The organism is Bacillus sp. AFS031507, assembly GCF_002584635.1.
Classification (GTDB): Bacteria; Bacillota; Bacilli; order Bacillales; family Cytobacillaceae; genus Neobacillus.
The window spans coordinates 47,229-60,318 of sequence record NZ_NUOW01000036.1 but is presented as its reverse complement, the minus strand read 5'-3'; the positions used below and the strand labels follow the sequence as shown (position 1 = coordinate 60,318).

Here is a 13,090-nt window from a genome sequence, read left to right as displayed (position 1 = left end):
TTTTTATGAGCAGGTTATCGGTCCTGGCGTATATTTTTGGGGCGGTCTTTTTTCTTGTAAGTTGCTCTTTTGCGGTATTTTACGGATATAAGATCCTTACTCATGAATTGCCTGTAGAGAAAAAGCCGGTTGAAAAGTATGATTATCATTTTGTTCTAGTCACAGAAGAACTCGATAATGAATATTGGCGACTTGTAGAGCAGGGGGCAAAGGCAGCAGCGAAGGACTATGGTGTGATGTTAGAATACGCCGGTCCTAAGCAAGCAAATATTGATGATCATTTAAAGACTATTGAAATGTCAGCGGCGTCCAAAGTGGATGGAATCCTGACACAGGGATTGAGTGATGAACAATTTACACCATTAATTGACCGTGTCGTAGCGAGTGGGATTCCAGTGATTACCGTCGATACCGATGCAGCGAATAGTAAACGGATGGCCTATATTGGAACGGATAATTATTATTCTGGATTTTTAGCAGGTAAGGCATTGATTCAAGATACAAAGGGACAAGCCAATGTGGCGATCATCACTGGCAGTTTTTTTGCAAACCATCAGCAGCTGCGGGTAAAGGGATTTCAGGAAGCGGTTAAAGGTGAAAAAGGAATCCATATTATCGATATTGTAGAATCCGAAATTAGTAGAGTCCGAGCAGCAGAAAAGGCCTACCAGATCATAAAGGATCATCCAGAGGTTAATGCCTTTTACGGAACAAGTGCGTTAGACGGAATTGGCATTGCCCAAGTGGTCGATAGATTTGTTAAACCAGGAAAGATTTATATTGTTGGATTTGATACATTACCAGAATCACTTGAGTACATTCGGAAGGGAACCATCCAGGCTACAGTGGTTCAGGAGCCCTATGAAATGGGGTATCGTGGGGTAAAAATGATGATAAACCTCATCCAAGGGAAACCTGTTGAGCCCATCGTCCACACGAACACCCGAATTATGAGGATTGGGGATTTACCCGTAAGCCATCTGTACAGAATGGAGGAGAGTAATTGATATTATTTAGGATCAAATCGAAACTACTCCTTTATTTCGTCGTCCTGGTTGTTTTGTTAACATCGGTTGGATTCTTTTTTTATAACAGCAGTGAAAAACTTGTCGTTGAATATGAAGATAGCTTTGAACGATTTCTGCTGTTGAATGATATTTCAAAGAGGACCAATTTAATTACAGAAAATCTCCGTGGCTATCTCTTAGATAAGGAAACTTCCTATCTAAAAGATTATAAAAAACAAAAGCTTAAGTTAATTAATGACCAAAAGCGACTTAATGAAGAATTGAACAGCAATGATATCACTCTTAAGAATTATAAAAATATGATTGACAGCTTCTTAGACGAGTGCGATGCAACCGTAGGGGCATTCCAAAAGGACGATATTAACAGCTATTCCAATCATTTTAATGGAGTCTTGAAAATCGCTGCCTTCATACAAGAAAGTACCCTAGCACTGTTAAATAATAAACTGACTGATTATCAAAATTTCTATAAACAAATGGAAACGCAAAATCATTACTATAAGTTATTGTACATCTCTCTATTTGCAGCAGCATTTTTTCTTAGTACGCTAATCGCTTTGTGGATTTCAGGGGGGATCACTAAACCAATTAGCCTGTTATCAGAGGCGGCAAAGCAAATTTCGAAAGGGAATTTAACTGGAGAAGATATTAAAATCACGACAAAAGATGAGTTAAAGCCTTTAACAGAAACCTTTAACCAAATGCGTACGAACCTTAGACAGCTCGTAACGGAAATCAAACAACAAGGGGAGTTGGATAAGTTATTAAAAGAATTGGAGTTAAAGAGTCTCCAAAATCAAATCAATCCTCATTTCCTATTCAATACTTTGAATACGGTTTCAAAAATGGCCTATTTGGAAGAAGCGGAGCAGACTACAAGATTAATAGAAGCTGTTGCTGCCATACTAAGGTATAACTTGAGTGATTTCGACAAGGCCTCAACGCTAAGAGAAGAAGTGAGAATTGTTCAAGAGTATTTTTATATCCAACAAACACGTTTTGGGGAACGGATTCAATTTGTGACCGACATCGAGGATGATTGTTTAGATATTGAAATTCCTAGTTTAATTCTTCAGCCGTTAATCGAAAACGCTTTCATGCATGGGGTAGAATCCTACGAAGAAAATGGGATCATCCGTCTTCGTATATACAGGCATAATCATCAGATTTACGTCGAAGTCATTGATAACGGTACGGGAATGGACGATATCACCAAGAATAGATTGCTCAAATATGTAGAGTGTATCGTACCAGAAGAACGATACGAAGCTGAAAAATCAAAAGGTCAGTCAACGGGTATTGGTGTGAAAAATGTGATCAGAAGGCTGCAGCTCTTTTATCAAAGAAATGACATTGTTGAAATTGAATCAGAAGTGGACCATGGAACCAATTTTAGACTTACGATTCCTGACGTTACCAAAGGGGGAAATGGCCTTGTTGAAAATTCTTATTGTGGATGATGAAGTCTTGGAGCGGACGGCATTAACGAAGATCATTAACCGTTCATCCATGGACGTAATCGTCATTGGAGAAGCCCCCAATGGGAGAAAGGCAATTGAAATGGCCATGGAACGTCGGCCTGATATCATTTTTATGGATATAAAAATGCCGGGAATAGATGGCGTTCAAGCTGTCAAAGCGATAAAAAAAATCGACCCTGGAATTCGGTTTATTATGGTCTCCGCCTTTAATACGTTTGAATATGCAAAGGAAGTAATGCAGCAGGGGGTTAAGGAATACATCTTAAAACCCAGCAGAAAACAAGATATTCTTGCCGCATTAGAGCGCGTTTCTAGTGAAATCCTAGAGGAGAGTAAACAGCGGGAAGAGCAGCAAAATTTGCGCCAAAACCTGGACCGTGCCGTATCGATCGCGCAAAAAGAATGGGTATCATCGGTATTAGTTAATCAAGTCCAGGATATTACCTTTGATGAATGGGGGCAGCTGCTTGGGGTTGAAATTACTTCAGGGTATATCATGCTTTTCTCACTGCGGCCTCGAGGCATGACGGAACTTTCAGCAGTTGAAAAACAGAACTGGTATTTATGGCTTAAGGATACCCTTAATTCTGTCGTGAAGAAACAGGAAATGATGGTTGGGCCGTTAACTGACGCACAGGTACCTGTTTTGTTCCTCTGTAAAAAAGCGACGGAAAAGGTCCAATTTAAAACCAATGCGCAGGCGGTCATCGATGGTCTGAACAGTCTTTTTGAAAAGAAATACTTGGATGCGGACCTAAGGATTGGGGTCGGTCTTCCTTATAACCATGCACATGAACTAAATAAATCTTATCATGAAGCGCTAATGGCCCTGCAGCACCTTGTAAAAACTCCAAATCGAAAATATTTATTTGCAGTTAAACAAGGGTCTACTGAACTCCCTTCTCAATCAGGGGTGTTAGAGATTGAGAAGAAACTATTAGAAGCTGTCAGGCAGGGAGATGTCAATCAGGTCTTATTCATCTTTGAATCGTTTGCAACGATGCTGGCAGATGATAAGAAAATAAAAGGGTCACTAGTTAAAAAGTCATTTGATGAATTGTTTATTCTTATTTCCCGAATGCTCCATGATTTAGGTATAAGCTATGAACGAACACCTGCAGTGGATGAGTCTGAGGATATTATGGCGATTTTTGAAAAAGGAAAGGCCCATTTATTAGCCGTCGTTCATCATGTCCAGGTGTGGCGAAACAATCACGCTAAGGGCATGCTCCATAAGGCAAAGGAATATATCGAAAACCATTATGCAGCTTCGATTACATTGGAATTAGTGGCAGAATATGTGGAGCTTAGTCCCTATTATTTTAGCAAATTATTTAAAGATCGTTTTGGGATGACCTTTATTGATTATGTGACGGAAATAAGAATCAAGCATGCCAAAGCTGAAATGGTTGACCCAGGAAAAAGCTTGAAGGAAATATGCTATTCGATTGGCTACAAGGATCCAAACTATTTTAGCCGCGTGTTTAAAAAGCATACAGGCTTATCACCAACAGAATTTCGTAAAGTAACAGTAGGTTAATATTATTTCTCTAATGGGATCAATCCGTCGTAGTGGATTGTTCTCATTTTTTTTATAAAAAATAAAGCGTTTGCAAAAAAGTCTAGGTAATCACAAATTAATGCTAGACTTTTGACCTATTGAAGCGAATCCCCCCATGCTAACATAAGTGTAAGGGCTTACACCAAGGTTAAGTGGAGCGGTTCTGCTGCCTTACCAGAGTCTTTACTAAATAGTAAAAGGAGAATGACAACATGTTTAAAAAGAAAAAAGGTCTAATTCTATCTTTAACAGTTGCATCTAGTATTCTATTAGCAACAGGATGCAGTGATTCAACAAGCGGTACAGATTCTGGAAAGAGCAAGGACAACAGTCTTCCAGCAGTTGGGGCAACTATTTACAAATTTGATGACAACTTCATGTCCTATGTTCGCCGTGCAATGGAGACTTCAGCAAAAGATAAAGTAAAGCTCATGCTAAATGACTCCCAAAACGACCAAGCAAAACAGATTGAACAAGTTGATACCCTAATTGCTAAAGGAGCAAAATCTCTAGCAATTAACCTGGTTGATCCAAAAGCAGCGCAAACCATTGTGGACAAAGCAAAAGCAAAAGATCTTCCTGTTATCTTCTTTAATAAAGAGCCTGATGCAAGTGTATTAAAAGGCTATGATAAAGCTTACTATGTTGGAACAACATCTTCAGAATCAGGTGTACTTCAAGGTGAACTGATTGCAAAAGCTTGGGAAGCTAACAAAGATAAATATGACAAAAACAAAGATGGCAAGCTTCAATACGTTTTACTAAAAGGTGAACCAGGACACCCAGATGCAGAAGCTCGTACAAAATTTGCAGTGGATACTGTCAAAGAAAAAGGAATTCAAGTGGAAGAATTAGCTATGGATACGGCGATGTGGGATGCAATGAAAGCAACTGAAAAAATGGATGCTTGGCTTGCAAAATACAATGACAAAATCGAATTTGTTATTGCCAACAACGATGGTATGGCATTAGGTGCAATTGCATCTCTTGAAAAAGCAGGCTACTTCTCCGGCGACAAGTTCATGCCTGTTGTAGGTGTTGACGCGATTCCAGAAGCACTTGAAATGATTGAAAATGGTAAAATGGTTGGTTCCATCTTAAATGATGCGAAAAACCAAGGTAGCGCAACGATCGAGCTAGCAGCAAATGCAGCAAATGGCAAAGATGTACTAGACGGAACTGAGTGGAAGCTAGACGATAATAAAGCAGTTCGTGTTCCTTACATCGAAGTAACAAAAGATAATATCCAAGTTGGTAGAGACGCTTATAAGTAAGAAAAGCAGAAGCGCCTTGTCCAGGGGCGACAGGCATAAGACGAGCCGGCGAGAAGGTTGCTCTTTGACCTTCTTGACGGATTGGCATATGACCCCGAGGCCCTAGGCGCTGGAGCTAGACAGTAAGAAAAGCAGAAGCGCCTTGTCCAGGGGCTGGAATCAGCCCTTAGGCGCTCTTCGAACAAAGGAAAAGCGGACGCTTTTCCTTCGTTCGGGGTAAGACTCCAAATATTTGGAGCTGGATACCGCAAAAAAATTATTACTCTCTTTAAAAGTTTGAGAAGCATCCCATGGAGCTCTCATCCTTTTTTAAATGGTTTCAGAGGAGGTTCGCTCATGTCAGAATCAAGTACAACGAATTTACTAGAAATGCTGAATATAACAAAAAGGTTCCCAGGGGTACTCGCTTTAGACAATGTTTCCCTAAAAGTAAAGCCTGGATCGGTACATGCCTTAATGGGCGAAAACGGGGCAGGAAAATCGACGTTAATGAAATGCTTATTCGGCATTTATTCGATGGATGAAGGCAAAATTCTCTTTGGTGGGAAAGAAGTTTCCTTTGCCAATTCGAAGCAAGCCCTCGAAAACGGAGTTTCCATGGTACACCAAGAACTAAATCAGGTACGTCAACAGAATGTTATGGACAATATTTGGCTGGGGCGTTATCCGAAAAAGGGCATTTTCATCGATGAAAAGAAAATGTACGAAGATACCGCAGCTATTTTTAAAAGTCTTGATATCAGTATTAATCCACGTAGTAAGGTGAGCACGCTTTCTGTTTCCGAAATGCAGATGGTGGAAATTGCAAAAGCAGTTTCCTATCATTCTAAAATTATAGTAATGGACGAACCAACCTCCTCTTTAACAGAGACGGAAGTAAATCATCTGTTCAGAATCATCAAAAGGCTTCAAAGTGAGAACGTTGCGATTATCTATATTTCACACAAAATGGAGGAAATCTTAAAGATTTCTGACGAAGTAACAATCATGCGTGATGGTCAGTATATAGCAACAAAAAGTTCGAAGGATCTAACAACCGATGAAATTATTAAATTGATGGTAGGACGTGACCTTTCACAACGGTTCCCTGAAAAAATAAACAAACCAGGGGAATTAATATTGAAAGTATCTGATTTGACTGCAGAAACACAGCCTTCTTTTTCTAATGTCGGCTTCGAGTTAAGAAAAGGCGAAATCTTAGGTATTGCCGGATTGGTTGGCTCGAAACGTACCGAGGTGGTTGAAGCATTATTTGGGATGAGGTCGCTAACATCAGGAACGATTGAATTAAATGGCAAGGTAGTTAAAAACCATTCACCGCAGCAGGCCATCAAAAATGGCTTTGCCCTTGTGACGGAAGAAAGAAGATCAACAGGTATTTTCCCAGAACTAAGCATTAGCTTTAACTCGATCATTTCTAACATGAAGCAATATAAAACAAAAAGCGGATTCTTATCTGACCGCAAAGTCGCCGATGATACCCAGTGGGTAATTGACTCCATGAAGGTAAAGACACCTTCTCAAAAGACATCGATTGGAAGTCTATCAGGTGGTAACCAACAGAAGGTAATTATTGGCCGATGGCTGCTAACAAAACCAGATATTTTATTGCTTGATGAACCAACTAGGGGAATTGATGTCGGGGCAAAGTTTGAAATTTATCAACTCATTAACCAATTAGCTGCGGAAGGAAAAGGAATTATCATGATTTCTTCCGAAATGCCTGAGCTTTTGGGTGTAACCGACCGAATTTTAGTCATGAGTAATGGAAAAGCAGCTGGAATTGTTGAGACTCACGCAACATCTCAGGAAGAAATTATGCAATTAGCAGCTTTGTATTAGGAGGAATGGATATGAATACTCAAGCTTCAAAAAAATCAAGCGTATCAAAATGGCTTGTTGATAACGTAATTTATGTAGTTTTAATCCTTCTTGTCGTCGGGATTGTCGCTGCTTCTCCGGACTTTTTATCGATGACGAACTTAATTAATATCTTAAGTCAATCATCCTCACGTATTATTATCGCACTTGGGGTAGCTGGTATCTTAATTACTGCAGGTACTGACCTTTCAGCGGGCCGGATGGTTGGACTTGCAGCCGTCATATCAGCCTCGATGCTGCAAGCAGGGGATTATGCTTATCGAATGTATCCAAACCTGCCGGAATTACCGTTAATTGTTCCGATTGTCATTGCGATGGTAGCAACAGGTCTCATTTCAGCATTAAACGGTGTCATTGTAGCAAAATTTCACGTTCCTCCATTCATTGCTACCTTAGGTATGATGATTGGTGTTTACGGACTAACTTCGATTTATTTTGACCGCCCGCCATATGGTGCGCAGCCAATTGGCGGATTAAGCCAAGCTTTTACAACTTTTGCGCAACGCGGAATAAAAATTGGCCAATATGAATTTCCATATCTCATTATTTATGCCATTGTAGTATCACTTATCATTTGGGTGATTTGGAATAAAACACAGCTAGGAAAAAATATGTATGCCATTGGTGGAAACCCAGAAGCTGCTAAGGTTTCGGGTGTAAACGTAGCAAGAAACCTGATTATCATCTACACGATCGCAGGTCTTCTATACGGCTTAACAGGTACGCTGGAAGCTGGACGTGTAGGTAGTGCAACAAACAACACAGGTAACATGTATGAACTAGATGCAATCGCAGCCTGCGTAGTCGGCGGTGTATCACTATCAGGTGGAATTGGAACCGTCCCTGGTGTTATCACAGGGGTACTGATTTTCCAAGTCATCAACTACGGTTTAGCCTTCCTTGGCGTAAGCCCATACATTCAATTCATCGTAAAAGGCTTAATCATCATCGTCGCAGTAGCCTTCGACATGCGCAAACACGCAAAGAAAAAATAAGTAGATTATTATTAAAAATTTGGTGTCAGGCACCGTTCGTGGAAAAATGTCCACGAGTGGTGCCTGACACCTTTTTATATTTTGTGATGTTACCAATACATACAAACTATAAAACATTTTGTGTGTAAGATTTGATGTTTTGTCTAATGACAGGTCTAGGCAGTGGTGTATAATTAGGTTATTGACTGAATATTTACATAAATTTAGCAATAAGCTTACTTTGGACCCCAGAACAGCTTCAAAATCAAAAGTACGCAAATTTCTGTTTTTATCCTCCACGAGATTTTTAACAATGAATTATGCACTTAATCTCAGATAAAAAAGGGGAGTGTTTAATCATGCAACGACAAAAATTATTGATTAATGGAGAAAGACTGAAGACGACATTGGAACAATTTGCAAACTTTGGCCGGACAGAAAACAATGGGGTCACAAGGTTGTCTTTATCAAAGGAAGATATTCGGGTAAGAGATTACTTCCGTTCCTGCTGCGAGGAATTAGGGTTAACTGTCAAGGTTGATGATATGGGCTGCATGTATGCGACACTGGCTGGAACAGAAGATAAGCCTCCAATTCTTATTGGATCCCATTTGGATTCGGTGAAAAAAGGCGGCCGTTTCGATGGCGTCTTAGGGGTTGTGGCAGGTTTAGAAGTGGTTCGAACGTTGGTCGAGAATCAAATTAAACCACAAATTCCAGTCACGATTGTTAACTTTACGAATGAAGAAGGTGCGCGGTTTGAGCCTTCAATGATGGCTTCTGGTGTACTCTCTGGTAAATTTGAGAAGTCAGTTATGTTAAAAAAGGTAGATTCAGAGGGAGTTACTTTTGGGGAGGCTTTAAAGTCGAGCGGGTACGAAGGCGATGTGGAGAATCGATTGAAAGAGGCATCGGCCCTTTTAGAGCTCCACATTGAGCAAGGCCCAATCCTTGAAAAGGAAGCACTCACAATCGGTGTCGTCGAATGTGTAGTGGGAATGGCTTGCTATGAGATTGAAGTAACAGGGGAATCTGACCATGCTGGCACAACTCCAATGAATATGAGAAAAGATGCCTTGTTTGCCACTAATAACTTAATCAATGAAATCCGCAGGCGGTTAGGAGTTTTAGATGAAGATTTAGTCTTCACGATTGGCAGAGTAAACGTGTACCCAAGCATCCATACGGTCATTCCGAACAAGGTGGTCTTTACTCTTGAAGCACGCCACAAGGACATGGAAATTGTCCGCACGGTTAAAAACTTCATCGAAGCACTTCCGAATTTAAAGTCGTTAAATGAAGGCTGTGAGGTAAAAACAACAAAATTATGGGAGAGGGACACCGTTTGGTTCGAACCAGAAGTCTGCCAACTTTTAGAAGAATCAGCACGGTCGCTCGGGTACTCTAATCGAAGAATGGTAAGTGGTGCCGGCCATGATGCGCAATTCATTGCTAGCTTTGTTCCAACGGCTATGCTATTTGTCCCTAGTATTAACGGCAAAAGCCATTGTGAAGAAGAGTTAACCACTTGGGAAGATTGCGAAAAAGGGATCAATGTTTTATTAGATACGGTTTTAACGATGTTAGCAAAATAGTTTTTAATTAAATAAGCTAGCTTTAAAGGGACCTTTTCGTGATGCGGAAGGGTCTCTTTTTTTTTGGTGATCTTTTTTTAAAAAAGTTCTGTATTGTAAAATTTGCCAGTAAAGTGTAAAATTACACTATTATATATTAACGGTGTAACTACTTTGTTGGTAAAAAGGAGCGTTGATATGGGGAAAAAAGTAAAGTTCATATTGTTGTATTTTGGGATTGTGCCGCTTGTAGTTTCATTTGGAGAATTAGCAATACTGATGGAGTTTGATCATATCCTTTTAGCATCATTGCCTGTCTTGATTATCTTCGGATGCCTTGCTGGGTTTCTAGCTAGTAAAAAACTCCTTAAGCAGGCCAACTTGAAAGACTATCTGATCCTTGTCCTTGTTCCTCTTGCCTATACAGCAGTATTGTGGGCTGTATTTATGCTGATAAGCAGCGGGTTTTACGGAGGTGATGTTTGGTTGTACTATAGTGTTTTTCATCTGGCCTTCGCACCAATCTATTTTATGGCCATCCTTTTGGGGGAAGGAAGATTATTTCTGTGGGCACCGTTAGCCTATGAATTTTCCTTTGTTTTAGGAGTATTGTTTGGCGTGTTGAAAAGGAGGACGCGCCCAGCCTTTAATAAAAAGCAACTTCTGTCTGTTGTGTTGGTGTTTGTGCTTGCAATGGGTACGGGTGCGGCTGTTCAATGGCACCGTAGTCAAACGGTCCTGCCATCGTATGGTTTTAAATATGGAGGGGGATATTCTAGTACGGATCTCTATCCTTATGATGTTAACAACCCAGATAATATCCTGCCAAAGCTGAAGACTGCCTCAACCTTTACAATCAAAAACCCGAGTGAAATGCCTATTTTAGATGGAGCGGAAGCGGCGTTCCCGGTTTATTCTGCCTTTGCCAATGCTGCCTATGAAAATATCGAAAAGGTTTATCAAGAATACGGGGAGGTCGTCACCTTCACCAATACGATTTATGCTTATGAACGGCTTATAACAGGAGATGTCGATATATACTTTGGAGCAGAGCCATCGAAACAACAGCAGCAAATGGCGAAAGAGGCAGGAAAAGAACTGGTTATGACCCCGATTGGTAAGGAAGCGTTTGTCTTCTTTGTTAATCACTACAATAAGATTGATAGCTTAGCTGTTTCAGAGATTAAAGACACTACTCGGGAAAAATAAAAAACTGGTCAAAATTCGGCGGCAAGAACGAAAAAATTATTGCCTTTCAACGCCCCGAAAATTCAGGAAGCCAAACCCTGTTGGAGAAAATAATGGGCGATACGCCAATTATGAAGCCCCTGAAAGAAGATGTACCTGAAGGGATGGGCGGGATTATTGAACAGGTTGCTGATTACCGAAACTACGAAAACTCGATTGGTTTTTCATTTCGCTTCTTTGCAACCGGAATGAAGGCGAACACTGACATTAAACTACTTGCTATTAATGGGATTGAACCAACTCCTGAAAACATCGCGAGCGGTAAATACCCATTCACCGCCTCCCTTTACGCAATCACAGTGAAGGACAACAAAAAAATGCGAACAATCCAACCGTTCCTGAAATGGATGCAGGGGCCACAAGGGCAGGAGCTCGTTGAAGAGATTGGCTATATTAAAGTTGGGAAGGAATAGGGTATTAAAATAGGGTGTCAAAAATAGGGTGTCAGGCACCGTCCGTGGACACTTCGTCGATTTATCCACCCTGTGTGGACACTTATCGTTAATTTATAGGAATAATATTACAGTTTGGACAAAAAGTGAGGGGCACTTGGATGCACTTCGTTTTTTATATTGCTCCTCGTAATTTTGATTTTCATAAAACTTCGGACATCGCCTTAAGGGACTCTATTTTTGGCACACTTCTTGCATATTAAATGAGTGTAACTAACACTAATTTCATTTAATTCATTCAGGAGGTGCGTTAAAGTGAATAAAATTATTTCAATAGAGGAAATTTCCTCCATTCTGACAGATGGAATGACCATTATGGCAGGTGGGTTTATGGGGGTAGGTACACCACAAGAACTGGTAACTGCCATGCTTGAAGCAGATGTGAAGGATTTAACGCTAATCGCAAATGATACCGCTTTCATCGGAATGGGTGTAGGACCATTAATTGTAAACAAACGAGTAAAGAAAGTAATTGCATCACATATTGGCACAAACCCTGAAACCGGCAAACAAATGATTGCAGGTGAACTGGAAGTGGAACTAGTTCCCCAGGGAACACTTGCTGAACGCGTTCGCGCGGGAGGCTCTGGCCTTGGCGGAGTGTTGACTCCTACCGGTGTTGGAACTGTAGTCGAAGAAGGCAAAGAAAAGATCACCGTCGATGGCCGTGAATATTTACTCGAAAAACCGCTTCGCGCTGAAGTTGCCCTGCTAAAAGCATATAAAGCAGATAAAGCGGGCAATTTGGTTTATCATCGTTCGGCCCGGAATTTTAACCCATTGATGGCCTTGGCGGCAGATCTCGTGATTGTTCAAGTAGAACAAATCGTTGAAGTTGGCGAAATTGACCCGGATGAAGTAATGACACCCGGAATCTTGGTTGATAAAATTTTCGTTCAGGGAGGTAGTCGATAATGATTAATACGCTCGTGAATCCAAAACAAGTGATCGCCGCTCGTGTTGCGAGGGAATTGCAAGATGGAGATGTAGTTAACCTGGGGATTGGACTGCCGACTATGGTCCCAAACTACCTGCCTGAAAATGTTAACGTCATTCTCCAATCTGAAAATGGATATATTGGACTCGGGCCTGTAGACGGAGATATTGATCCGGATTTGGTTAATGCGGGTGGGCAGCCTTCGGGTATTAATCCAGGAGGTGCGTTCTTCGACAGCCTTTTCTCATTCGAATTAATCCGTGGAGGACATGTGGACGTAACGGTCCTTGGAGGATTAGAGGTTGATGCGAAAGGCAACCTTGCCAACTGGATGGTTCCTGGAAAAATGGTGCCTGGTATGGGTGGAGCAATGGATTTAGTTACTGGAGCCAAGAAAGTTATTGTAGCAATGGAACATATGGCCAAAAACGGATCATCCAAAATATTAGAACAATGTCGATTGCCTTTGACTGGAAAGGGCGTAGTGGACCTGATTGTGACGGAACTAGCGGTCTTTCGTGTAACAGCTGAAGGGTTGGTGCTTAAAGAACTTCAAGATGGTGTCGAACTTGATACCGTTAAGGAAAAAACGGAAGCTGCGTTTACGATCAATCCAGCTATTTTAAAAGCAAAAAACGGTTAATTAATGCGGAAAAGTGTTCAATTTTTTGCAAATAAAG

At 40.8% G+C, this 13,090-nt stretch carries 11 protein-coding genes; all 11 read left to right on the top strand.

The window, feature by feature from the left end:
• Positions 1-5 precede the first annotated feature (5 nt).
• The 11 genes from COE25_RS25535 to COE25_RS25490 all read left to right on the top strand — a co-directional run bounded on the left by COE25_RS25535 (position 6) and on the right by COE25_RS25490 (position 13,053).
• Complete coding sequence (locus COE25_RS25535; RefSeq protein WP_098934620.1) at positions 6-1,007, top strand: sugar-binding protein; 1,002 nt, start codon at positions 6-8, stop codon at positions 1,005-1,007.
• Positions 1,004-2,488, top strand: coding sequence for a sensor histidine kinase (locus COE25_RS25530; protein ID WP_306572951.1), 1,485 nt, complete (start codon positions 1,004-1,006; stop codon positions 2,486-2,488). Before COE25_RS25535 ends, COE25_RS25530 begins: the two co-directional genes overlap by 4 nt.
• Positions 2,463-4,049, top strand: a complete 1,587-nt coding sequence (locus COE25_RS25525) for a response regulator (protein ID WP_098934619.1) — start codon at positions 2,463-2,465, stop codon at positions 4,047-4,049. The genes COE25_RS25530 and COE25_RS25525 overlap by 26 nt, the downstream gene beginning before the upstream one ends.
• Positions 4,050-4,282: 233 nt before the next feature.
• Entirely contained in the window at positions 4,283-5,344 is a 1,062-nt protein-coding gene (gene mglB / locus COE25_RS25520) for a galactose/glucose ABC transporter substrate-binding protein MglB (RefSeq protein WP_088085225.1), read from the top strand.
• A gap of 336 nt (positions 5,345-5,680) precedes the next feature.
• Positions 5,681-7,186 (top strand): galactose/methyl galactoside ABC transporter ATP-binding protein MglA, encoded by a 1,506-nt coding sequence (mglA, locus tag COE25_RS25515; protein ID WP_098934618.1) that lies wholly within the window; start codon positions 5,681-5,683, stop codon positions 7,184-7,186.
• 11 nt (positions 7,187-7,197) lie between these two features.
• Positions 7,198-8,220, top strand: a complete 1,023-nt coding sequence (gene mglC / locus COE25_RS25510) for a galactose/methyl galactoside ABC transporter permease MglC (protein ID WP_088085227.1) — start codon at positions 7,198-7,200, stop codon at positions 8,218-8,220.
• A gap of 338 nt (positions 8,221-8,558) precedes the next feature.
• Positions 8,559-9,794 (top strand): Zn-dependent hydrolase, encoded by a 1,236-nt coding sequence (locus tag COE25_RS25505; RefSeq protein WP_098934617.1) that lies wholly within the window; start codon positions 8,559-8,561, stop codon positions 9,792-9,794.
• 177 nt (positions 9,795-9,971) lie between these two features.
• On the top strand, positions 9,972-10,982 hold the full coding sequence (locus COE25_RS25500) for a hypothetical protein (RefSeq protein ID WP_257208960.1): 1,011 nt from the start codon (positions 9,972-9,974) through the stop codon (positions 10,980-10,982).
• Complete coding sequence (locus tag COE25_RS31860) at positions 10,979-11,434, top strand: substrate-binding domain-containing protein (protein ID WP_306572975.1); 456 nt, start codon at positions 10,979-10,981, stop codon at positions 11,432-11,434. The genes COE25_RS25500 and COE25_RS31860 overlap by 4 nt, the downstream gene beginning before the upstream one ends.
• Positions 11,435-11,728: 294 nt before the next feature.
• The gene (gene atoD / locus COE25_RS25495) at positions 11,729-12,388 is read left to right on the top strand and encodes an acetate CoA-transferase subunit alpha (protein WP_098934616.1); all 660 of its coding nucleotides are present in this window, start codon (positions 11,729-11,731) and stop codon (positions 12,386-12,388) included.
• Entirely contained in the window at positions 12,388-13,053 is a 666-nt protein-coding gene (locus COE25_RS25490) for a 3-oxoacid CoA-transferase subunit B (protein ID WP_306572948.1), read from the top strand. Before atoD ends, COE25_RS25490 begins: the two co-directional genes overlap by 1 nt.
• Positions 13,054-13,090: the final 37 nt, after the last annotated feature.